Source organism: Pseudomonas sp. BS-2016 (assembly GCF_001806145.1).
Classification (GTDB): domain Bacteria; phylum Pseudomonadota; class Gammaproteobacteria; order Pseudomonadales; family Pseudomonadaceae; genus Aquipseudomonas; species Aquipseudomonas lundensis.
Window position 1 is genome coordinate 1 of record NZ_MLCT01000009.1, and the last position, 21,772, is coordinate 21,772.

Genomic DNA, 21,772 nt, shown 5'->3' on the forward strand with positions numbered 1-21,772 from the left:
GGGGTTCATCGACATCTTGACGTTGGCGAGGTCAACGCCGGAGTTGTCCGCCTTGACGCGAACTTTAACGTTGTAATCGACCACTCGTTTGACAGCTACAAGAACCTTCATGGATTCCTCGTTACTCTCCGGTGAAAAGAAAGTCGCCTAGGCGAACCTGGCGGTTGATGCTCATCAGCACAAGGGCACCTCCAAAGATCGTTGCCCTGCTTATATAAAGAAAGACGAGTGCCCAAAACTTCCCTTGCGACCGCTTATCGGATGTGACTGGTAAGTCATTCATCGCAATGACGTGTAAACTTCGCTCAAAAAATGGCAGGCCCCATCAGGCTCATGCCTGTGCCCTGTCTTTAGAGGTGCTCTTGAAACCGACAATCAGCCTACGGCGAGCGCAAAACCGCCCGTATCTTGACCGGAACGCCTTTTGCGGTCAATACAGCAAATCGGCCACTTTAGAGCCGCGCGTCATTGATTTGTCTGGGTTACAGCGATTTCAAACAAACGTTTGTATTGGACCCCACGGGTGGTGTAGATATAATGCCGCCCCTTAGAGAGAGCGGTGCGTCATCCATTGCGTCTTCAGCCTGCGCCGAGGAAATAATGGATGAAACGCCAAACCTCCAATTAGAAAAATACCGTTGAGCCTTGAGTAGGAGATAGCCTGTGGAACGCGAATACATGGAATTCGACGTGGTCATCGTCGGCGCCGGCCCTGCCGGTTTGTCCGCCGCCTGCCGTTTGAAGCAGAAGGCCGCCGAAGCCGGTAACGAAATCAGCGTCTGCGTGGTGGAAAAAGGCTCTGAAGTCGGTGCACACATCCTGTCTGGTGCCGTGTTTGAACCCCGCGCCCTGAACGAATTGTTCCCGGACTGGAAAGAACTGGGCGCTCCGCTCAATACCCCGGTCACCCGTGACGACATCTATGTACTGCGCAGTGAGACGACCTCGACCAAGGTGCCGGATCTGTTTGTGCCCAAGACCATGCACAACGAAGGCAACTACATCATCTCGCTGGGCAATTTGTGCCGCTGGCTGGCGCAACAGGCCGAGAATCTGGGCGTCGAAATCTATCCGGGCTTTGCCGCTCAGGAAGTCCTGTTCGATGAAAACAACGTGGTGCGCGGGATCATCACCGGCGACCTCGGTGTTGACCGCGAAGGCAATCCGAAAGAAGGCCTGTACACCCCCGGCATGGAACTGCGCGGCAAATACACCCTGTTCGCTGAAGGCTGCCGCGGCCACCTCGGCAAGCAACTGATCGAACGCTTCAAGCTGGACGCCGACGCGGACAGCCAGCATTACGGCATCGGCCTGAAAGAAATCTGGGAAATCGACCCGTCCAAGCATAAGCCCGGTCTTGTGGTTCACACCGCAGGCTGGCCACTGGACGTCATGAGCAGCGAAAACACCGGCGGCTCATTCCTGTATCACCTGGAAAACAACCAGGTGGTGGTCGGCCTGATTGTTGACCTGTCCTACAGCAACACCTTCCTCTCGCCGTTCGATGAGTTCCAGCGCCTCAAGCATCACCCGGTGCTCAAGCAGTACCTCGAAGGCGGCAAGCGCATCAGTTACGGTGCCCGCGCCATTTGCAAAGGCGGCCTGAACTCGCTGCCGAAAATGGTGTTCAACGGCGGCGCACTGATCGGCTGCGATCTGGGCACGCTGAACTTCTCCAAAATCAAGGGCAGCCACACGGCCATGAAGTCCGGCATGCTCGCCGCGGATGCCGTGGCGGATTCGCTGCTCGCCGGTTCTGAAGGCGGTGATGCGCTCAATACGTATGTTGAAGCGTTCAAAGGCAGCTGGTTGTTCGACGAACTGTTCGCCAGCCGTAACTTCGGCCCGGCGCTGCACAAGTTCGGGCCTATCCTGGGCGGCGGTTTCAACTGGATGGATCAGAACATCTTCGGCGGCAAACTGCCGTTCACGCTGCACGACAACAAACCAGACTACGCGTGCCTGAAGCTGGCCAAAGACTGCAAGCAGATCGACTACCCGAAACCTGACGGCAAGCTCAGCTTCGACAAGCTCAGTTCCGTGTTCCTCTCCAGCACCAACCATGAAGAAGAGCAGCCTTGCCACCTCAAGCTGCGCGACCCGAACATCCCGATCAACGTCAACCTGCCGTTGTACGACGAACCGGCGCAGCGCTACTGCCCGGCGGGCGTGTATGAAGTCATCACTCAGGAAAGTGGCGAGAAGCGTTTCCAGATCAACGCGCAAAACTGCGTTCACTGCAAAACGTGCGACATCAAAGACCCGTCGCAGAACATCACCTGGGTGACCCCGGAAGGCGCAGGCGGTCCGACCTACCCGAACATGTAAGCCTGAAGCGGCCTGTCAGCCGCTGACGAGACAATGACAAGGAACGAGCGGCCCCGGCATACGGAGCCACTCGTGCCCTCGGCCAAAGCCTTGCGCTGCTCGTCAACGGCTACAGGCACACTCAAGCACTGCTGATTACGCCCCTCCTGCCCCTTCATGTCCGGGGCTGCGCTCGAAGTAGCGTTTGTACTCGCGACTGAACTGCGAAGTACTTTGATAGCCCACCCGCTCTGCCACCTGCGCAACACCCAACCCCTCATTCAACAGCAACTGCTGAGCCCGCAATAAACGCAAGCGCTTGAGGTACTGCACGGGCGACAACAGCGTGCTGCGTTTGAAGTGCTCATGAAAGGTCGAGGCACTCATGTTCGCGCAACGCGCCAGCGTTTCGACATTCAATGGCTCGGCAAAGTGCGCGTGCAAATGGCTCAAAGACGCAGCCACCCGCGCAAACTGGCCTTGCTGCTCGACCAGCGCCCGCAACACCCCCGCCTGCGGACCTCGCAAGGCCGCAAACAGCACTTCGCGCAGCCGCGCCTTGCCCATGATCCGGCACTCCAAAGGGTCATGCAGACAGCGCAACAACCGCTCAACCGCCTGGCGCATTTCGTCATCCAGCACGGCAGAAGTCATGGACTCAGGGGTTTGAGCCACAGCGCTGCGATCAGGATCAAGCCCCATGGCCAGCACCAGCTCGCCGAGTACGGCGCGGTCGATGCTGATGGCCACGCCCAGCAGAGGGACTTGCTCCGAAGCAAAGGTCTCGCACTCGAACGGGACGGACAGCGCCTGCACCAGATAATGGCCCGCGCCATACTCCAGAGTCCGCTGTCCGAGGTAGGCCAACTTACTGCCCTGCGCGATGACCATTAGGCTAGGCTCATAAATCTGCGGCATGCGCGCCACCGCCCGACAAGCTGAAACCACGCGCACTTCGGGCAACAAGGTCGATACAAAACCGATTGACGAGGCCAGCGGCTGGATCAATGAAACCAGCGTGGCATTCTCGTCGCGATGGCGAGTCAAAAACATGCAGACAACTTCACAGGAGGAATAGACAGGCGCATCTTCGCAGAATTAACCGTTAAAACCAGATCCACCCCGACACGCCGGAGGAATAGGCATAACAGGCGGAGGAATCGTCATAGTCCTCAAAGACAGGCGAGCGCAAAATCACCTCCTTGTTTACAGTCAACGTTTCGCGAGGTTCTCCATGTCCAACGTCACCTACAACGCCATCGGCTACGCCGCTCAAACCGCCTCTGCGCCCTTGGCGCCGATGCAGTTCAACCGCCGCGCTCCGCGCCCGGACGATGTCGCCATCGAGGTCATGTACTGCGGCGTGTGCCACTCCGATATTCACCAGGTGCACAACGATTGGGGCTTTGCCGTTTACCCGGTCATGCCGGGCCACGAAATCGTCGGCAAAGTGACCGCTGTTGGCAACGATGTGACCAAGTACAAGGTCGGCGATCTGGTCGGAGTGGGTTGCATGGTCGACTCCTGCCGCGAATGCTCCGCCTGCAAGGAAGACCTGGAGCAATACTGCCTGGAAGGTTTTACTCAAACATACGGCTCGCCGGACCGCATTGATGGCACCACCACCATGGGCGGCTACTCGGACAGCATCGTCGTACGCGAAGACTTCGTGGTGCGCATCCCGGAAAACCTAGACCCGGCCAGCGCTGCGCCACTGTTGTGTGCTGGCATCACCACCTACTCGCCGCTGCAACACTACGGGGTTGAACCGGGCGACAAGGTAGGCGTGCTGGGCATGGGCGGCCTGGGGCACATGGGCATCAAGTTCGCCAAGGCCATGGGCGCTGAAGTGACGCTGTTCACCCGCTCTGCCGCCAAGGCCGAAGAAGCCCGTCGTCAGGGTGCCGATCACGTGATCGTTTCCACCGATGCCGAGCAAATGAAAGCTGCTGCCGGGAGCTTCGACTTCTTGCTGGACACCATTCCGGTGCAACACGACCTCAACCCCTACCTCGAAACCCTGCGCTTTGACGGCGTGCACATTCTGGTAGGCCTGATCGAGCCTGTCGAACCTGCTGTGGATGCTTTCAATTTGGTGTTCAAGCGCCGCGTGCTGGCCGGCTCGCTGATTGGCGGGATCGCTGAAACGCAAGAGATGCTGGACTTCAGCGCCGCCAACGGCATCACCTGCGACATCGAAATGCTCGACATCAAAAACATCAATCAGGCATTTGAACGCGTGCAGAAAGGCGACGTGAAATACCGCTTCGTGATTGATATGAAAACACTGAAAGCCTAAGGGTTTACGCACCCGGGTCCGGGGCGATGGGGAAAAACTCCCCGTCGCTCCAGACGCCGAGCCACAACTGGCCGTCAATCGGTCGCGACTGCGCCAGCTCAACCAACTGGTAGAACACATTGCGGTGGATCAGCGCGTCCAGGTTACGGCGCACCCGCAGATAGGGCGCAGGCTCCTGGGTCACCGGGTCGATCTCCACCCGCAACGGGTGTTCACGCCCCGCCTCAATCAGCTCATCCACATTAGTGGTGAACCGCAACACCTGCTGCTCACCTTGCCCCTGCACATCCAGCGCCACCGCCACAAAGGGCGCGTCATCGACCTGTATGCCGACTTTTTCCACGGGTGTGATCAAAAAATAATCATCGCCATCACGACGAATGATGGTCGAGAACAATTTGACCATGGGTTTGCGGCCAATGGGCGTCCCCATGTAATACCAGGTGCCATCACGGGCAATGCGCATGTCGATGTCACCGCAAAAGGCGGTGTCCCACAAGTGAACCGGCGGCAGCCCCTTGTCGGCTTTAGGGATTTGCGCCAACAGATTACTGACGTCTACCGGATCGCTCATGGTCATTCCCTCGCTTTATTGGTCGCTCAAGCCTATCAAGCTGCGCGCGTACTTAGCCAGCGGCGGGCCAATCAGGTCGGCGGGTTTGTTGTCATGGAAGGTCAGTAAGCCACCACGGCTGCGGATGGTCGCCGTGTCGATCAGGTATTGGGTGCTGGTTTCGATCAACATCACTTGAATCACACCGCTGTCGATGCCCAAACGACTGATTTCTTCCTGATCCAGCCACTCATCACTGTTGCCAATGCGGTCGTCGGCCCGGGCAAAACGTGTGTACAGCAAGTAATGAGCGCCGTAACCCCGCGCCTCGGTCATTGCATCATCCAGCCCGACAGGCGCTTTGGCGCGACGAACCATCGGAAAGTATTCAACAAAGCCGTTGAACGCTTCTTCTGCGACCACATTGGGCCGCACATAAGGATCGCCAATCGGCTTGAAGGGGCCTTGGGCAATGTAAATAAAGGAGTCAGGCTGAATGCGCAGTGAATTGCTGCGACGCGTGTTGCTGTGGTCCAGCAGACCGGCATCACTCATTTGATCACGCGCGCCTTCGCCCAGGTCGCTGACCTTCATGCACCCACCCAGCGCCAACAAAGCCAGCAAAACAAACAGACTACGCATCCTGATCTCCCGATGACCGGCGACAAAAAACCGGCGAATAGCCGCGTGATGCAGTTTGCGCGCCAGTTTAAGCCGCTGTTCGGATTTTGGGATCTCGCACGCTATCCGCCGATGATTTTCATCACGGTGGCGCCGCCCGAGAAGGCGACGTCCTGTTTATCGCCCAAGGCTTTCATTAGCAGCCCCTGCAACGCCGGAAGGGCTTCATGACGGGGCTTGTTGAGCAAGTCGCCGACATAATGGCGATTGCTTGACGATAAACAGCCGTGCAGCCAACCGGTAGAGGAGAGTCGCAAACGCGAACAGGTTCGGCAAAACGGTACGCTTTCGTTGGCAATAACCCCGAAATACCCACGCCCGGGGATCTGGTAGCGCACAGCAGTGGCATCCACCGGCGCATCGGCCTGCAAATACTCGTGACGCTCACCGATCAACGCGAGCAGTTGTTGCAGGCTGACGAATTGTTGCAGAAACCCGTTCCCGTCACTGGCCAGATGCCCCATGCGCATGAGTTCGATAAAGCGCAGCTCGTACCCTCGCGCCAGACAGTATTCGAGCAGTGGTATGACCTGATCGAGGTTCTGACCACGCAACGGCACCATATTGACCTTGATTTTCATGCCGGCATCGCTGGCCTGACGCAACCCGTCGAGCACCGTCGCCAGGTCGCCGCCGCGAGCAATCGTGCGAAAGGCGTCGGGGTTCAGCGTATCCAGGGAGACATTCAGGCGACGGATGCCCGCCTCTCTCAATAACGGCAATTTGCGCGCGAGCAGTTGGCCATTGGTGGTCAGGCTGATCTCACTCAGGCCCAACTGCCCGACTTCGCGCATAAAGGTCTCAAGCTTGGGGCTTACCAGCGGCTCGCCCCCGGTAATGCGCAAACGCTCAATCCCCGCGGCTTCTATCAAGTAGGCCACTCCACGCGCCATGGCTTGGGCCGACAACTCGTCCTGCGCCGCCACCAGCCTCTTGCCGTTGGGCACGCAATAGGTGCAGGCATAGTTGCAAGCTGACGTCAGACTGATACGCAAATTGCGAAATTGTCTGCCCTGGCGGTCAACGATCATGGATGACTCCGGCACGCGAAAAAGGGGGTGCGCCAAAACCTGACTCAAGTATCAGATTTTGGCAAGACCCACGCCTGAGTATAGGCAGCACGCCAAGGTGCCATGCAGGCCCAGGCAGCGGGATTATTCCACCGCCGGGCTGTCTGAATCGCGCTTGCGCTTGTTGCCCATGCGCACACCGATGTCCATCAGGAACTGGAAAAAACCTTCCTGGTCTTCCAGCACATTGCTCCAGAACGGCGAGTGATACAGCGCCACGGCGCCGTGTACCAATGCCCAGGCGGCGCAATAGTGGAAGTAAGGCGGCACATCTTCCAGCTTGCCTTCGCTGATACGGCCCTTGATCAGCAGGGTCAGGCGCTCAAAATTCGACGCGCGAATCTTGTGTAACTCCTCCACCAGCTCAGGCACCTGATTGCCTTTGACGACCTTTTCTTCAAGCCGGTCAAACAGCCGATAACGCTGAGGATCGCGCATGCGGAATTCAAAGTAGGCACGCGACAGCGCTTCCTTATCCTTGTCCACATCAGCGGAATGCAGCAACTCGTTCAAATCGCGCTCGTAATCGAGCATCAGGCGCAGGTAGATCTCGGCCTTGGACTTGAAGTGCTTGTAAATGGTGCCTTTGCCGATACCGACGGCATCCGCAATCATCTCGACGGTGACGCTGTCTTCACCCTGTTCGAGGAACAGCTTGAGCGCGGTATCGAGAATTTCTTGCTCACGGCGACGAAACTCACGGACCTTACGGGGTTCTTTGTGCATAAGAAAAGGTCTGTAGGGGTCAAAATCGAAGCCCGGTATTATGCCTAAGTCACGCTAAATTGCACGGATCATCCTGCAAATCGATGGGTGCAGGTAAATTGTGCGGCAGCTAATGCGTACTCAACCGAATCACGGGTATTCCAAATCTGTTTAAAAAATGTACAGCCAGGACTGGACGCCCGTTAAAGCTGACCAATACTAAAGGAGTCGGCGGTACATCCCCCCAAGTGCTTCGCCGATAAAGGCCGCCAGGGACTGTGTGCCTTTGTTTTACTCCTAATGGTCTTAACCCGGATTCCCCCAGAGCCCGGGTTTTTTTTGCCTGTGTGCCGCACGCTCCGATCAGCGTTGGAGCCGCGCCAACGGGAACAGGCGCTGGAAGTTTTCGGTGGTCTGCTCTGCAAAGCGTTCGTAGGACTCACCACGCAGCATGGCGAGGAACTCTGCCACTTCGCGCACGTATTGCGGAAGATTCGGCTTGCCACGGTAAGGAATGGGGGCGAGGTAAGGGGAATCGGTCTCCACCAGCAAGCGGTCGGCAGGCACCTGTCGCGCCACATCGCGCAGCGCATCGGCATTGCGGAAGGTCACGATGCCCGACAATGAAATGTAAAACCCCAGGTCCAGCGCAGCCTTGGCCATCTCCCAGTCTTCGGTAAAGCAATGCAGCACGCCCGCCTGGAGCAAGGCCGCCTCACGCAGCAGCGTCAATGTATCGGCCCGGGCACCACGGGTATGAACGACCACAGGCTTGCCGGTCTTCTGCGCAGCCTCAAGGTGAACGCGAAATGACATTTGCTGCAATTGGGCCGCTTCAGGCTCGTAGTGATAATCCAGACCGGTTTCACCGATAGCCACAACGCGCGGATGGTTCAACTCGCTGAGCAACCAGTCCAGCGCCGGAGCCGCACCGGGCTGTACGTCCAGAGGATGGACGCCCACCGAGCAATCGACATCGTCGTAACGATCAGTCAGGGCTTTGACATCGGCCGCATTGTCGGCACTGACACCAATGCACAGAAAGTGCCCCACACCCCGTGCCCGTGCCGCTTGCAGCGCGGCATCCAGCGAGCCGTCGTGGGCGCTTAAATCGAGACGGTCGAGATGGCAATGGGAGTCGACGAGCATAGTAATCACCTGCGTGGAATTTGAATCAGATCAGCGCTGGCCGGGCAGGCTTGCCCATTGCACCAGTAACGCTTCGAGCAACAGCACACGATTGAGGTTGGCTTTGCCCAGCACTTTCTGACGCTGGGCAAGAATCCAGTCCTGAATGTTCAACACTTTTTCCTGCGGGGTTTTCTGTGCCAGGTATTGCAGCACTTTGCGCATGTCTTCCAGACCGAGGCCTGACTCATCCTGCGTCAATTGATAGCGCAGAATCAGGCTCGACCAGTCGCAGAACCAGTCAAACAGCAGCAGCAAGGGAATCGCATTCCAGCTTTCCGCCAACTGAGTGGCCGATTGCTGATGCTTGAGCAGTTTTTTCACCCCCTCCACCACCGCTGCCCGCTGCTCGCGCACGCCTTGGGCCTGCAACTTGACCGCCGCCAAAGGCGAACCGGCCGCCAGGGTCAGCAACTCCACACGCTCCTGGGCACTGCAATCGGGCAAGGCCGTGGCCAACCAGTGCAGGCTCAGCGCCTCGCCCGGCAGTGGGCAGGCCTGCTGAACACAGCGGCTGCGGATGGTGGGCAGCAAACGGCTGGACTGGTGGCTGACCAACAGCAACACCGTATCGCCCGAGGGTTCTTCCAGACTTTTCAGCAAGGCATTGGCAGCATTGATGTTCATGGCCTCAACAGGCTCAACCAGCACCACCTTGCGCCCGCCCAACTGGGCCGTCTGCACGACAAAACTCACCAGCTCGCGCACTTGATCGACCTTGATCGCCTTGTCGGCCTCTTCGGGCTCAAGAATGTAGTTGTCGGGATGGCTGCCCGCGGCCAGCAATAAACAGGATTTGCACGTGCCGCACGCTTCAAGACCTGCAGGCTGCTTGCACAACAGACTGGCCATCAGACGCTCGGCAAGGGCCCGTTTGCCGATCCCCGCTGGCCCGTGCAGCAAGTAAGCATGCGCATGCTGAGCACGCCCGGCCATTTGCTGCCATAAGTCGTCTTGCCACGGATACACCTCAGCCACGGTACATGCCCAGTAGTTGTGGCAGCAGGGTATCCAGTTGAAGCTGGACCTGCTCCAGGGTTTGAGCAGCGTCGATCAGTCGATAACGCTGTGGCGCGGCCTCGGCGCGTTGCAAATACGTGCTGCGAACGGCATCGAAGAAAGTACGGCCTTCCTGTTCAAAACGATCCAGACGCCCGCGCGCACTGGCACGAGCCATGCCGACTTCGATCGGCAAGTCGAATACCAGCGTCAAATCCGGACGCAGATCGCCTTGCACAAACGCTTCAAGCGCTGCGATACGGGCGTGCGACAAACCTCGACCGCCGCCCTGATACGCATAGGTGGCGTCGGTAAACCGGTCGCACAACACCACCGCACCGCGGGCCAATGCCGGGCGGATGACCTCGGCCAAATGCTGGGCGCGTGCCGCGAACACCAGCAGCAGCTCGGTATCGGCACACATGGCATCTTCGCTCGGTGTGAGTAACAGCTCACGGATGCGCTCGGCCAAGGGAGTTCCACCCGGTTCGCGGGTCAGCACCACGTCGATGCCCGCCTCGCGCAAGCGTGCAGCCAGGTACTCGCGGTTGGTGCTCTTGCCCGCACCTTCGGGGCCTTCCAGGGTAATAAACAAGCCAGTCACAGGCTGCGGTCCTTCATCAGTGTCATTGCTCGCCTTTCGGCTCGGTTTCAGCGGGTGACGGCTCAACCGCAGGCTCGGCCGGCGGCGTCGTGTCAGACGCGGGCGCGGGGCTTGAACGGTAGTCGGCACGGCGCTTGATCTGAAACTCGCGAACGGCGTTGTTGTGCGCGTCCAGATCGTCTGAGAACGTATGGCTGCCATCGCCCTTGGCCACAAAATACAGGCTGCTGCCGCTGACCGGGTGCAACGCTGCGTGAATCGCCTCGCGCCCCACCATGGCAATCGGTGTCGGCGGCAGTCCGGGGATGGTGTAAGTGTTGTAGGGCGTCGGCTCGCGCAGGTGGGCGCGGGTCAACTTACCGTTGTACCGCTCCCCCAGACCATAAATGACGGTCGGATCGGTCTGCAAAGGCATGCCGATTTTCATGCGACGCACAAACACCCCCGCTATTTGCCCACGCTCGTGAGGCACACCGGTTTCTTTCTCGACCAGCGACGCCATGGTCAACGCCTGGTAGGGATCGATATAAGGCACCGCCGGGTCGCGCTGCTCCCACTCTTCGGCCAGCACTTTGTGCAGGCGGTCGTAGGCTTTTTCAAGGAGCTGCGCGTCACTCATGCCGCGTACAAAACGGTAGGTGTCGGGGAAAAACCGGCCTTCAGGGAATTCACCCGGATGACCGAGCTTCGTCATCACTTCGCTGTCGCTCAGGCCGTCGAGTGTCTGTTCGATTTTTTCATGACGGGCCAGCGCACTGCGCACCTGGCGGAAATTCCAGCCTTCGACCAGCGTCAGGCTGTATTGCACCACTTCGCCACGCTGCCACAGGCCAATAAGGTCACTCGCCGTCATGCCGGGCGTCATCCGGTACTCGCCGCTGTGCAGCGGCTGCCCCGCCAGGTTGAAGCGCCAATACAGGCGCAGCCAAAATGCGTCGCTGAGTGTGTCGTCGGCCTCAAGGCGATTGAACGTCCCGGTCGGGGTTGCGCCAGCGGGCACATCAAGCAGTTGCTCTTGGGTCAGGTTCAGCGGTTGCTCAAGCGCAGCGTTGAGCTTCCAGGCACCAGCGCCCAGCATCAAGCCCGCCAGCACCAGACCTGTCTCCAGCAGCAGCAAGAATTTACGTTTCACGAATCAAACATCCAATAGGGTGCGGGCAATGCCTTGCAGTTTACGGGTGAGCGGCCCCACCGGCCAGCTCAGGTCGGCAAATGCGCGTACGGGCCAAACGCCATACACGCTGTTACAGACAAAGAGTTCATCGGCCTGTTGCAACTGCTCAAGGCTGATGTCGGTGATATGGCACGGGATCGCCAGGCGCGCGGCCTGCGCGAGTAACGCTGCGCGCATAACGCCGGCCACGCCGCTGCGTTGCAAATCGGGCGTCAGCAACCTCCCGTCCTGCACCAGAAATAGGTTACTGAAGACCCCTTCAACGACCCGCCCGGAGGTATCGCGCATCAACCCTTCGGCGTAGGCCGGGTCTTGCCATTCGGAACGGGCCAGCACTTGCTCCAGTCGATTGAGGTGCTTGAGCCCCGCCAACAACGGCTGTTCGGACAAGCGGGTGGCACAGTCAAACAGAACAACCCCGTCACGGGCATTGGCCTGTGGATAGGAAGCAGAGGGACTGGCTTGCAGAATTCTTCGAGGCTGGGCCCCGGGTGACGCGCCATACCCGCGCTGGCTGTCGCCGCGGGTCAGGATGAGCTTGAGAATGCCGTCGCCCATTTGCTGCGCGTAAGCCAGCAACTCACTGCGGATCAACACATGATCCGCAGCGATCGCCAACCGGGAGCACCCCAGGGCCAGGCGCTGCAGGTGCAGCTCCAGCAACAAAGGGTGCCCTGCCTTGACGGCAATGGTTTCAAACAACCCATCACCGTAGGCGAGCCCACGGTCCTTGAGCGACGACAAACCGTCAACTGGCAGACCGTCGACCCAACTGTGCATCACTCGGCGTACCGGCGGAAAACCAGTGAGCCGTTGGTGCCACCAAACCCGAAGGAGTTGGAGAGCACGACATCAATCGGCATTTCGCGCGGCGTATGCGGCACAAAATCCAGATCGCAGCCTTCATCGGGCTCGTCGAGGTTGATGGTCGGCGGGGCGATCTGACTGTTGATGGCCAGTACGCTGAAAATTGCCTCCACTGCGCCTGCTGCACCGAGCAAGTGACCGGTCATTGACTTGGTCGAGCTGACTGCCAACTGGTAGGCGTGGTCACCGAACACCGACTTGATCGCCGAGACTTCTGCCAGGTCACCGGCAGGCGTCGACGTGCCGTGTGCATTGATGTATTGCACTTGCTCAACGTTCACCTTCGCATCACGCAAAGCATTGGTGATGCAACGTGCCGCGCCTGCACCGTCTGCCGGTGGCGAGGTCATGTGATAAGCGTCGCCGCTCATCCCGAAACCGATCAGCTCGGCATAGATGGTCGCGCCGCGAGCCTTGGCGTGCTCAAGTTCCTCAAGCACCAATGCACCGGCACCGTCCGACAGCACAAAGCCGTCACGGCCTTTGTCCCACGGGCGACTGGCGCGTGTCGGGTCATCGTTGCGCGTCGACAGCGCACGTGACGCGCCAAAGCCGCCCATACCCAGACCGCACGCCGCCATTTCGGCACCGCCAGCAATCATGACATCGGCTTCGCCGTAGGCAATATTGCGCGCCGCCATGCCGATGCAGTGCGTACCTGTGGTACACGCGGTCGAGATGGCATAGTTAGGCCCCTGTGTCCCCAAATGGATAGACAGGAACCCGGAAATCATATTGATGATCGAACCCGGCACAAAAAACGGAGAAATCCGTCGTGGGCCTTGTTCGTGCAAGGTACGGCTGGTTTCTTCGATATTGGTCAAACCGCCAATACCCGACCCCATCGCCACACCGATGCGCTCACGATTGGCGTCAGTGACTTCAAGGCCGGCATTACGCACTGCCTGAAAACCAGCTGCCAAACCGTATTGAATAAACAGGTCAAGTTTTCGGGCTTCTTTGACGGAGAGGTAATCCTCGACGTTAAAGCCCTGTACCGAGCCGCCAAAACGGGTGGAATAGGCAGAAAGATCCGTGTGTTCGATCAGACCAATGCCACTGCGGCCTGCCAGAATGCCTTGCCAGGTGCTCGGAACATCCGCACCCAGTGGCGACAACATCCCCATACCGGTGACTACGACGCGTCTACGCGACACAGCACTCTCCTTTATTCTATTGACGACACTTTGCATCACGCCTAAAGAAAAAACCGCACGCCTGAGCGGCAGTGCGGTTTTTCCATGACAGCGTGCAACGATTACAAACTATTACGCCTGGTGGGCAGTAACGTAATCGATAGCAGCTTGTACAGTAGTGATCTTCTCAGCTTCTTCGTCAGGAATTTCGGTCTCGAATTCCTCTTCCAGAGCCATCACAAGCTCAACGGTGTCAAGGGAGTCGGCACCCAGGTCTTCAACGAAGGAAGCGCTGTTGGTCACTTCTTCTTCTTTAACGCCCAGTTGCTCGGCAACGATTTTCTTGACGCGTTCTTCGATGGTGCTCATACCTTGTTTTCACTCCTAATGGACAAATTCAGGCAGCTGGCCAGTGGGCAAGTGTATCTAAAGGCTTTTCAATTTTTCAACTGAAAGCTTTGCACGTGCCCCGCAATGACCGGCTACCTATAAAAAGATGCAGCTTTATAACGGATTTTAGACAGCTCGTATGACATTTTTTTGAAGCAATCCGTCACATTTAACTCATGTACATCCCGCCGTTGACCGGGATTGTAGCCCCAGTCACGTAAGCTGCGCCGTCCGAAGCCAGGAAAGACACCACATTCGCGATCTCTTGAGCCTGCCCCAGACGACCCAGTGGAATCTGTGTCAGCAACGCTTCACGCTGTGCTTCAGGCAATTCGCGCGTCATGTCGGTATCGATAAAACCGGGCGCTACCGAGTTGACCGTGATGGAGCGCGAGCCCACTTCACGCGCCAGAGCACGGCTGAAACCTTCAAGGCCGGCTTTGGCCGCGGCATAGTTTACTTGGCCTGCGTTGCCCATGGCACCCACAACCGACCCAATGTTGATAATTCGACCCCAACGCGCCTTGGTCATGCCACGCAAAACACCCTTGGACAGGCGGAACAGACTGTTCAGGTTGGTATCGACAACGTCATGCCACTCGTCGTCTTTCATGCGCATCATCAGGTTATCGCGGGTGATACCGGCATTATTGACCAGAATTGCCGGCGCACCGAATTGCTCCTGAATGCTGGCCAACACCGCCGCAACCGATTCGTCATTAGTGACGTTGAGTTCCATGCCGGTGCCTTGAACGCCGTTTTCTTTCAGCGTCGCGGCAATGCGCTCAGCGCCAGAGGCCGAGGTCGCGGTGCCGATAACGATGGCGCCCTGACGCCCCAACTCCAGTGCGATCGCCTGGCCAATGCCACGGCTAGCGCCTGTTACCAGTGCAACTTTACCTTGCAAGCTCATGCAGAATTCTCCTGATTCAGTCCAGTGCCGCACGCGCAGCGGCGAAGGCATCCGGGGTATTCAAATTGTGGGTGGTGACGCCTTCAGCACAACGCTTGCTGATGCCGACCAAAACCTTGCCCGGGCCGCATTCAACCAGATCAACCGGGCCATTGGCCGCCAGGCATTGAACCGACTCAACCCAACGCACAGGCTTGTACAGCTGCTCAAGCGAATCGCGCTTGAGGGTGTCCAGGTCACCGGCCACAGCGGCACTGACGTTTTGCACCAGCGAGATCTTCGGCATTTGCCAGTCAATGGCTTCAATCGACTCGGCAAAACGTTCTGCCGCCGGGCGCATCAGTTCGCAGTGCGACGGTACGCTCACCGGTAGCGGCAAGGCGCGTTTGGCGCCCGCCGCCTTGCACAGCTCCATGGCACGTTCAACCGCCGCCTTGGCACCGGCGATCACCACTTGGCCCGGCGAGTTGAAATTCACTGCACTGACGACTTCGCCTTGCGCAGCCTCTGCACATGCCTGGATAACAACGGCATCATCAAGGCCCAGAATCGCCGCCATGGCGCCCTGACCGGCCGGTACGGCCTCCTGCATCAGACGGCCACGACGCTCTACCAGCTTGACCGCTTCAGCCAGGGTCAGGCATTCAGCAGCAACCAGTGCGCTGTATTCGCCCAAGCTATGGCCCGCGACATAATCAGGACGCTTGCCACCTTCGGCCAACCACAAGCGCCACAAGGCAATCGAGGCCGTCAGAATCGCAGGCTGGGTAATATCAGTTTGATTGAGCTTCTCGGCAGGGCCTTCCTGGGTCAACGCCCACAGGTCGTAACCCAGAGCGTCAGACGCTTCTTTAAATGTTTCCAGGACCAGCGGATGTGCCGCGCCCAGCTCGGCCAACATGCCGAGGGACTGCGAACCCTGCCCTGGAAAGACGAATGCGAGGGATGTAGACATGTAACAAGCCCCTAATAATCTGGTCGTCGGTGAATTGACGTTCCGCCATTGCGGACGCAAGAAACTGACAGTTGGATGGCTGTTTGGACCGAGCGGTCACATTTAAGCACTCGGCCGGCAAAACGCCTACGGTAACAACCCTTCAAGACGCCCATGTAAACGCTTTGGCAGGTCTTCATGGATTTCAATCAATGCGCGCTCTATCGCACTTTGAAAGCCCTGAGCACCTGCCGAACCGTGACTCTTGATCACAATGCCCTGCAACCCTAGAAAACTCGCCCCATTGTGCCGGGCAGGCGCCAGATCAGCCTGCAGGCGGCGCAACAAAGGCAAGGCCAGAACACCGACAAAACGACCCAAAAGCGTGCGCTTGAACAAGGCTTCAATGCGCCCACCAATCATGGTGGCCAGACCTTCGCTAGACTTGAGCAGGATATTGCCGACAAATCCGTCGCACACGATGACGTCTGCTTCACCCCGATACAGCCCGTCACCCTCGACAAAACCGATGTAATTCAAACCCGGCGCAGCCTGAAGCAGACTGGCGGCCTCCTTGACCTGCTGATTGCCCTTGATGTCTTCCGTGCCAATATTGAGCAGCGCCACGCGCGGGCGTTGTGTACCCAGCGCCTGCGCAGCCACCGACCCCATCACGGCAAACTGAAACAACTGCTGCGCAGTGCAGTCGACATTGGCCCCGAGATCCAGCAACTGACAATAGCCTGCCTGCGTCGGCACCGCCGCAACCATTGCCGGACGATCAATACCCGGCAGGGTTTTAAGGACAAACCGCGACAGGGCCATCAATGCACCCGTATTGCCGGAACTCACACACGCTTGCACTTTGCCATCACGCAACAATTCCAGCGCCACACGCATGGAAGAGTCCGGCTTACCACGCAAGGCATGGGACGGCCGTTCACTCATGGCAATGACTTCGGAGGCAGGAGTAATGGTCAGGCGCGAGCGATCCACAGCCGAATGACTGGTGATCAAATCTTCAAGTACGGAGGGTTGACCTACGAGGGTCAGGTGAAGCGAGGGCGTAGCAGATAGGCAAGCGATACATGCCTGAACAATGCTGCGGGGACCGAAGTCCCCGCCCATTGCGTCGATCGCGATGACCTGAACGGACAAGTGATTACTCGTCAGCGCCCTTGTCGATCACTTTACGACCACGGTATACGCCTTCTGGCGATACGTGGTGACGCAGGTGAATTTCACCGGTGGTTTTTTCTACAGACAGCGTGCTAGCCGAAAGAGCATCGTGCGAACGACGCATGTCACGGGCAGAGCGGGATTTTTTGTTCTGCTGAACAGCCATAATTGATTAACTCCTAAACGTTTGGGTCACGCTTTAACTGCGCCAATACACTGAACGGGTTGGACCGCGTTACCTCGTCCTCGCCTGGATCGGGCTCATCGAGACCCGCCGGCTGCTGGCATTCTTCCGGATGATGAGCAGGCACAATGGGCAAGGCGAGCAAAAGCTCCTCCTCGATCAGTGCATGCAGATCCAATGGATCTTCGCCCAGTTCCAGCACGTCATAACCTTTCGGTAACGACTGGGTATTCGCACCCTCTTTCACCACGGCATAACTGCATTCGCTGTGGATCGGCAGGGTGACCAGCTCAAGACAACGCTGGCAAACCATCTTGACCTCGACGTCGATGGAACTGTGTATTACCACAGATCTTCGCTCGTCGCGCTCAAAAACAAATTTAGCCTGCACCGTACCGACATCGTCGGAAAGCGGGTCGCAGAGTCTCTCCAAATCGGCCAGCAGCACTTCACCTTGAAGGGTAGTGCCACGATCAGCCAATTTGCGCGGGTCAACGTGAGGTGGAATCGGGTCATTCAACATAGGCGCAGCATTCTAGGGACGACCCCCTCACCTGTCAAAGGAAATTGTGCCTGTGCGACATCCCGTGCGCCCGCTAGAATCGCCGCTCACCCTCAGGAGACGCGCATGCTGCCTTTATTACTCGCCTCAAGCTCGGTTTATCGCCGCCAATTGCTCGACCGCCTGCGCCTTCCTTTCACGTGCAGCTCACCCGATATTGACGAAGCCCACTCCCCTGACGAGAGCGCAACGGAACTGGTCCGGCGCCTGTCCCTGCAAAAGGCGCAAGCCCTGGCTGACAGCCACCCACAGCATCTGATCATCGGCTCCGACCAAGTAGCCGTCCTTGACGCAAAGATCCTTGGCAAGCCTCACACCTTTGACAATGCGCGCCAGCAACTGCTGGACGCCAGCGGCGCCAGCGTCAGCTTCCTGACCGGGCTGACGCTGCTCAACAGCCAGACCGGCAAGTACCAGACCGACTGCGTACCTTTTACCGTGCACATGCGCCCGCTCACCACGCAACAGATCGAACGCTACCTGCATGCCGAGCAACCCTACGACTGCGCTGGCAGCTTCAAAGCAGAAGGCCTCGGGGTCAGCCTGTTTGAGCGCACCGAGGGCGATGACGCCACCAGCCTGGTCGGGCTGCCGCTTATCAGCCTTGTGACCATGCTTATTAATGAAGGCATCAGCATCCCCTGACGCCTGGCCCGGACACAAAAAAGCCGACCTTCTCAGGTCGGCTCTTCAAGCGACATTCCCTCTTAGCGAAGGGTCGGGCCCTGAAACCCCATCCACAGGGCGATATGCTCCGCCACGCTGGCACCCAGCTTTTTAGAGAAGCGATCGAACGCCGATTCTTGCACCGTAAAGTCGACCAGCTCTTTCTCACCGATCACATCACGTGCAACAGAACTGGCATTACCCAGCCCATCGATCAACCCCAAAGGCAGTGCCTGCTGCCCCGTCCAGACCAGCCCCGAAAACAACTCGGGATGCTCTTTATCCTTCAGACGATCGCCGCGCCCTTGTTTGACGCTGGCAATGAACTGCTCATGGGTAATATTGAGTACGCCCTGCCAGAACTTGGTTTCATCCGGCTTCTCAGGCTCAAACGGATCCAGAAACGCCTTATGCTCGCCCGAGGTGTAAGCGCGACGCTGCACGCCGAGCTTCTCCATGGCGCCAACAAATCCAAAACCGGCCGCCGTAACACCAATCGAACCCACCAGACTGGCCTTGTCGGCATAAATCTCATCGGCCGCGCTGGCAATGTAATAAGCACCTGAAGCGCCCAGATCAGAGATCACCGCATACACCTTGGTCTCGGGGTGCAACCCGCGCAGACGGCGTATTTCGTCGTACACGTAACCCGACTGCACGGGACTGCCGCCCGGGCTATTGATGCGCAGCACCACGCCTTTAACCTTCGGATCGTCAAACGCCGCTTGCAGGCTGGTCACCAGATTGTCGGCGCTGGCCTGCTCTTTATCGGCGATCACACCCCGCACATCGATCAATGCACTGTAGTGCGTACCCGAAGCGACATTGCGCTCCATCTCCATCAATGGCGTGAAGGTCAACAGCACAGCCACCAGCAACAAGAATGAGAGCAGCTTGAAGAAAATCCCCCAGCGCCGCGCTCGGCGCTGCTCCTGAATACCGGCCAGCAAGGTTTTTTCCAGCAGCTTCCAGCTCTTGTCATCGCCCGCGGCGGGCTCAGCCTCGACAGGCGCCTTCCATTGATCAACCATGCGTTACCTCAGCAAAGACGTGAATGAGCGCGCGCCTCCAACCAGCCACGCAACTCGGGAAAATGATCAACCTCCAGCACCGGGTCAAAGTCACGCAAACGCTCAATCGACTGAGCCCCGTAACTCACAGCAACCGAATCAATACCGGCACTGCGCGCCATTAGCAGGTCAAAGGAGGCATCACCCACCATCAGCGCCTGCTCCGGCCGCATGTCGCAGTGCGCGAGAATCTGATTGAGCATCAAGGGATCTGGCTTGCTGGCCGTTTCATCGGCGGCGCGGGTCACGTCGAAAAAACGCTCCCAGCCGTGAGCCTTGAGCACGCGATCCAGCCCCCGTCGAGCCTTACCTGTTGCAACAGCCAGACGATAGCCCTGCGCACGAAAAGCCTCAAGCGACTCGGCCACACCGGCAAACAAAGGGGAAGGCTCGGCATCCAGGGCAATATAGGTATTCGCATAGTGCTGACGGAAGGCAATCACCTGCTCTGGCGCCATATCGGGATAAAGCGTCAGAATTGCCTCAGGCAACCCCAGCCCGATAATGCCCTTGATCGCCTCATCATCACGCTCGGCACGCCCTGCGCGCTGCGCAGCTTCTTGCATCGAGGTCACGATACGGCCGATGGAATCCGCCAGCGTGCCATCCCAATCAAAAATCAGCAGCTTGTACTCAGACGACACTCAGTCGCTCCACGGTCTTGGCCCACATGTCGTCGACCGGCGCCTGAAATTTCATTTCGCCCCCATCCGGCATCGGCACCGTCAGCATGTAGGCGTGCAAGAACAAACGCTTGCCACCCAGATCGCGAATTTCTTTCGAGAAACCTTCTTCGCCGTACTTGGTATCGCCCGCAATGCAGTGCCCGGCATGCAACGTGTGCACGCGGATCTGGTGGGTACGACCGGTAATGGGCTTGGCCTCAATCAGGGTGGCGAAGTCGCCGAAGCGACGCAGCACCTTAAACACCGTGACCGATTCCTTGCCCTCTTCATTGACTTCCACCATGCGCTCGCCGGAACGCAAGTTGCTTTTCATCAACGGCGCACGCACCTGCTTGATGGAAGACGCCCAATGACCGCGCACCAGTGCCATGTAGCGCTTGTCGATACCGTCGCCACGCAACGCCTCATGCAAGTGACGCAACATGCTGCGTTTTTTGGCGATCATCAGCAGACCCGAGGTATCACGGTCGAGACGATGCACCAGCTCCAACTCTTTGACATCGGGGCGCAACTGACGAAAGGCTTCAATAACGCCGAAATTAAGACCGCTGCCCCCATGCACCGCAATGCCCGCGGGCTTGTTCAGCACAATCAAGGCCTTGTCTTCGTAGACAATCGCCGCTTCAAGCCGCTGCAACAGCCCTTGCGCCAACGGCACAGGCTCATCGCGCTCAGGGACTCGCACAGGGGGCACGCGCACGATATCGCCCGCCTGAAGCTTGTACTCAGGCTTGATCCGGCCCTTGTTCACGCGCACTTCGCCTTTACGCAAAATGCGGTAAATCAAGGTCTTGGGAACACCTTTGAGGCGAGCAAGAAGAAAGTTATCAATGCGTTGGCCGGCATATTCCGGCGAGACCTCAAGCAGCTGGACGCTGGGGGTCGGGGGGGTAGTCGTCGTCATGGCGCGGATGATAACAATTTTTTATGGAATTGAAGCACTTAATCATTGCTGCTATAGTCGCGAACGCCGCCAAAAGCGGCCCGGACAGCGGATTAACGGTGTATCGCCGGCCCTGACCAACGCTCTTCACGAGGACGCGAGGCCGTCCTACGGGACTTTTGCTGCAACGGAATGCCTGGAGTTGTAACAAGCGCAGGTGACATGAGGCCTGAAGCGAGCCTGGAAAGCAGAGTGCAAACTCGCCTTTTACGCCGATATTCACGGCCAGTTCACAAAGTGCAGTCAGCCCCGGGGATGCCGAGCGAATGTTTCGGAAACTTCGCCTTTATTAGCCATGATGCGTGGCCTCCCCTTTTGGAGTTCACGGTAAATGCCAACCCGCTGCGGATTCTGCGCGCGGCAGCACCCGAATTATCAGGGATACGTGTAGGGTGGAGATGCACAACCGCCGGACTGTGTAGCAATAGGCTTTATCAAGACGCTTCATCTCGTCCACAGCCGCCGGTTGATTCCTCCTCCTGACCAGACTTTTGCTTAAGGCGGTGCATTAGCACCACAGCAAGCAGGACGCGTTAGTCGCGACTTCGGCCTCCGGGTTGAACCTCGCTGGACACTGGAGTGGCCAACTACTCCTGACGCACCTGACACCGACCATGAGAAGTCGTGTGTGCCGAACGCCGTTTCCGGCAGCCCGGAAACCG

The 21,772-nt window shown here is 58.2% G+C and carries 23 protein-coding genes and 1 pseudogene; 3 read left to right on the forward strand and 21 right to left on the reverse strand.

Annotated features, from left to right (window positions below):
* A pseudogene (locus tag BKD70_RS23985) lies at positions 1-111 on the reverse strand (electron transfer flavoprotein subunit beta/FixA family protein); the annotation flags it as partial.
* A gap of 552 nt (positions 112-663) precedes the next feature.
* On the opposite strand from BKD70_RS23985, the gene BKD70_RS00695 reads away from it, so the two are divergent.
* Positions 664-2,328, forward strand: a complete 1,665-nt coding sequence (locus BKD70_RS00695; RefSeq protein ID WP_047276211.1) for an electron transfer flavoprotein-ubiquinone oxidoreductase — start codon at positions 664-666, stop codon at positions 2,326-2,328.
* A gap of 135 nt (positions 2,329-2,463) precedes the next feature.
* Here the strand turns inward: BKD70_RS00695 and BKD70_RS00700 are convergent, their stop codons facing one another.
* Positions 2,464-3,360, reverse strand: coding sequence for an AraC family transcriptional regulator (locus tag BKD70_RS00700; protein ID WP_047276212.1), 897 nt, complete (start codon positions 3,358-3,360; stop codon positions 2,464-2,466).
* 181 nt (positions 3,361-3,541) lie between these two features.
* Between BKD70_RS00700 and BKD70_RS00705 the strand changes: the two genes are divergently transcribed.
* Positions 3,542-4,606: an NAD(P)-dependent alcohol dehydrogenase gene (locus BKD70_RS00705; RefSeq protein ID WP_047276215.1), complete on the forward strand. Its 1,065-nt coding sequence runs from the start codon at positions 3,542-3,544 to the stop codon at positions 4,604-4,606.
* Between the two features lie 4 nt (positions 4,607-4,610).
* Here the strand turns inward: BKD70_RS00705 and BKD70_RS00710 are convergent, their stop codons facing one another.
* The 16 genes from BKD70_RS00710 to BKD70_RS00785 all read right to left on the reverse strand — a co-directional run bounded on the left by BKD70_RS00710 (position 4,611) and on the right by BKD70_RS00785 (position 17,706).
* Positions 4,611-5,180: a DUF1285 domain-containing protein gene (locus tag BKD70_RS00710; RefSeq protein ID WP_047276438.1), complete on the reverse strand. Its 570-nt coding sequence runs from the start codon at positions 5,178-5,180 to the stop codon at positions 4,611-4,613.
* 15 nt (positions 5,181-5,195) lie between these two features.
* Positions 5,196-5,801, reverse strand: coding sequence for a DUF4823 domain-containing protein (locus BKD70_RS00715; RefSeq protein WP_047276217.1), 606 nt, complete (start codon positions 5,799-5,801; stop codon positions 5,196-5,198).
* Positions 5,802-5,902: 101 nt separating this feature from the next.
* Entirely contained in the window at positions 5,903-6,871 is a 969-nt protein-coding gene (locus tag BKD70_RS00720) for a GTP 3',8-cyclase MoaA (RefSeq protein WP_047276218.1), read from the reverse strand.
* 123 nt (positions 6,872-6,994) lie between these two features.
* A complete protein-coding gene (locus BKD70_RS00725; protein WP_047276220.1) occupies positions 6,995-7,636 on the reverse strand; it encodes a TetR/AcrR family transcriptional regulator in 642 nt (213 codons plus the stop codon).
* 342 nt (positions 7,637-7,978) lie between these two features.
* The gene (locus tag BKD70_RS00730; protein WP_047276222.1) at positions 7,979-8,764 is read right to left on the reverse strand and encodes a TatD family hydrolase; all 786 of its coding nucleotides are present in this window, start codon (positions 8,762-8,764) and stop codon (positions 7,979-7,981) included.
* A gap of 30 nt (positions 8,765-8,794) precedes the next feature.
* Positions 8,795-9,781 (reverse strand): DNA polymerase III subunit delta', encoded by a 987-nt coding sequence (locus BKD70_RS00735; RefSeq protein ID WP_047276224.1) that lies wholly within the window; start codon positions 9,779-9,781, stop codon positions 8,795-8,797.
* The gene (gene tmk / locus BKD70_RS00740) at positions 9,774-10,406 is read right to left on the reverse strand and encodes a dTMP kinase (RefSeq protein ID WP_047276226.1); all 633 of its coding nucleotides are present in this window, start codon (positions 10,404-10,406) and stop codon (positions 9,774-9,776) included. Before tmk ends, BKD70_RS00735 begins: the two co-directional genes overlap by 8 nt.
* Positions 10,407-10,428: 22 nt before the next feature.
* Positions 10,429-11,538 carry an endolytic transglycosylase MltG gene (gene mltG, locus BKD70_RS00745; RefSeq protein ID WP_047276228.1) on the reverse strand — a complete coding sequence of 370 codons (1,110 nt, stop codon included), beginning with the start codon at positions 11,536-11,538 and terminating at the stop codon, positions 10,429-10,431.
* Between the two features lie 3 nt (positions 11,539-11,541).
* Positions 11,542-12,360 (reverse strand): aminodeoxychorismate lyase, encoded by an 819-nt coding sequence (gene pabC / locus BKD70_RS00750; protein ID WP_047276230.1) that lies wholly within the window; start codon positions 12,358-12,360, stop codon positions 11,542-11,544.
* Positions 12,360-13,604: a beta-ketoacyl-ACP synthase II gene (gene fabF, locus BKD70_RS00755; protein ID WP_047276233.1), complete on the reverse strand. Its 1,245-nt coding sequence runs from the start codon at positions 13,602-13,604 to the stop codon at positions 12,360-12,362. The genes pabC and fabF overlap by 1 nt, the downstream gene beginning before the upstream one ends.
* Before the next feature lie 111 nt (positions 13,605-13,715).
* The gene (gene acpP, locus BKD70_RS00760) at positions 13,716-13,952 is read right to left on the reverse strand and encodes an acyl carrier protein (RefSeq protein WP_016973676.1); all 237 of its coding nucleotides are present in this window, start codon (positions 13,950-13,952) and stop codon (positions 13,716-13,718) included.
* Between the two features lie 190 nt (positions 13,953-14,142).
* A complete protein-coding gene (gene fabG / locus BKD70_RS00765; RefSeq protein ID WP_047276236.1) occupies positions 14,143-14,886 on the reverse strand; it encodes a 3-oxoacyl-ACP reductase FabG in 744 nt (247 codons plus the stop codon).
* Positions 14,887-14,902: 16 nt separating this feature from the next.
* Positions 14,903-15,841: an ACP S-malonyltransferase gene (fabD, locus tag BKD70_RS00770; protein WP_047276238.1), complete on the reverse strand. Its 939-nt coding sequence runs from the start codon at positions 15,839-15,841 to the stop codon at positions 14,903-14,905.
* Between the two features lie 126 nt (positions 15,842-15,967).
* Complete coding sequence (plsX, locus tag BKD70_RS00775; protein WP_080960356.1) at positions 15,968-16,978, reverse strand: phosphate acyltransferase PlsX; 1,011 nt, start codon at positions 16,976-16,978, stop codon at positions 15,968-15,970.
* Positions 16,979-16,982: 4 nt separating this feature from the next.
* Positions 16,983-17,165 carry a 50S ribosomal protein L32 gene (rpmF, locus tag BKD70_RS00780; RefSeq protein WP_003442519.1) on the reverse strand — a complete coding sequence of 61 codons (183 nt, stop codon included), beginning with the start codon at positions 17,163-17,165 and terminating at the stop codon, positions 16,983-16,985.
* 13 nt (positions 17,166-17,178) lie between these two features.
* The gene (locus BKD70_RS00785; RefSeq protein WP_047276241.1) at positions 17,179-17,706 is read right to left on the reverse strand and encodes a YceD family protein; all 528 of its coding nucleotides are present in this window, start codon (positions 17,704-17,706) and stop codon (positions 17,179-17,181) included.
* 105 nt (positions 17,707-17,811) lie between these two features.
* Between BKD70_RS00785 and BKD70_RS00790 the strand changes: the two genes are divergently transcribed.
* Positions 17,812-18,390: a nucleoside triphosphate pyrophosphatase gene (locus BKD70_RS00790; protein ID WP_047276243.1), complete on the forward strand. Its 579-nt coding sequence runs from the start codon at positions 17,812-17,814 to the stop codon at positions 18,388-18,390.
* Positions 18,391-18,452: 62 nt separating this feature from the next.
* Here BKD70_RS00790 and sppA read toward each other — a convergent pair whose 3' ends face one another.
* From sppA to rluC, 3 genes are read right to left on the reverse strand one after another with little or no spacing between them, the layout of a single operon-like run.
* Entirely contained in the window at positions 18,453-19,442 is a 990-nt protein-coding gene (sppA, locus tag BKD70_RS00795; RefSeq protein WP_047276244.1) for a signal peptide peptidase SppA, read from the reverse strand.
* Positions 19,443-19,450: 8 nt separating this feature from the next.
* On the reverse strand, positions 19,451-20,125 hold the full coding sequence (locus tag BKD70_RS00800; protein ID WP_047276247.1) for an HAD-IA family hydrolase: 675 nt from the start codon (positions 20,123-20,125) through the stop codon (positions 19,451-19,453).
* Positions 20,115-21,071, reverse strand: a complete 957-nt coding sequence (gene rluC / locus BKD70_RS00805) for a 23S rRNA pseudouridine(955/2504/2580) synthase RluC (RefSeq protein WP_047276249.1) — start codon at positions 21,069-21,071, stop codon at positions 20,115-20,117. Before rluC ends, BKD70_RS00800 begins: the two co-directional genes overlap by 11 nt.
* Between the last annotated feature and the right edge of the window lie 701 nt (positions 21,072-21,772).

Bases quoted from the DNA above. Each gene is read 5' to 3' on its own strand.
- BKD70_RS00785 (WP_047276241.1), bottom strand. From the start codon at position 17,706: ATGTTGAATGACCCGATTCCACCTCACGTTGACCCGCGCAAATTGGCT.
- BKD70_RS00710 (WP_047276438.1), bottom strand. From the start codon at position 5,180: ATGAGCGATCCGGTAGACGTCAGTAATCTGTTGGCGCAAATCCCTAAA.
- pabC (WP_047276230.1), bottom strand. From the start codon at position 12,360: ATGCACAGTTGGGTCGACGGTCTGCCAGTTGACGGTTTGTCGTCGCTC.
- fabD (WP_047276238.1), bottom strand. From the start codon at position 15,841: ATGTCTACATCCCTCGCATTCGTCTTTCCAGGGCAGGGTTCGCAGTCC.
- BKD70_RS00725 (WP_047276220.1), bottom strand. From the start codon at position 7,636: ATGCACAAAGAACCCCGTAAGGTCCGTGAGTTTCGTCGCCGTGAGCAA.
- rluC (WP_047276249.1), bottom strand. From the start codon at position 21,071: ATGACGACGACTACCCCCCCGACCCCCAGCGTCCAGCTGCTTGAGGTC.
- fabG (WP_047276236.1), bottom strand. From the start codon at position 14,886: ATGAGCTTGCAAGGTAAAGTTGCACTGGTAACAGGCGCTAGCCGTGGC.
- BKD70_RS00730 (WP_047276222.1), bottom strand. From the start codon at position 8,764: ATGCTCGTCGACTCCCATTGCCATCTCGACCGTCTCGATTTAAGCGCC.
- sppA (WP_047276244.1), bottom strand. From the start codon at position 19,442: ATGGTTGATCAATGGAAGGCGCCTGTCGAGGCTGAGCCCGCCGCGGGC.
- BKD70_RS00720 (WP_047276218.1), bottom strand. From the start codon at position 6,871: ATGATCGTTGACCGCCAGGGCAGACAATTTCGCAATTTGCGTATCAGT.
- acpP (WP_016973676.1), bottom strand. From the start codon at position 13,952: ATGAGCACCATCGAAGAACGCGTCAAGAAAATCGTTGCCGAGCAACTG.
- BKD70_RS00715 (WP_047276217.1), bottom strand. From the start codon at position 5,801: ATGCGTAGTCTGTTTGTTTTGCTGGCTTTGTTGGCGCTGGGTGGGTGC.
- BKD70_RS00705 (WP_047276215.1), top strand. From the start codon at position 3,542: ATGTCCAACGTCACCTACAACGCCATCGGCTACGCCGCTCAAACCGCC.
- rpmF (WP_003442519.1), bottom strand. From the start codon at position 17,165: ATGGCTGTTCAGCAGAACAAAAAATCCCGCTCTGCCCGTGACATGCGT.
- BKD70_RS00790 (WP_047276243.1), top strand. From the start codon at position 17,812: ATGCTGCCTTTATTACTCGCCTCAAGCTCGGTTTATCGCCGCCAATTG.
- BKD70_RS00700 (WP_047276212.1), bottom strand. From the start codon at position 3,360: ATGTTTTTGACTCGCCATCGCGACGAGAATGCCACGCTGGTTTCATTG.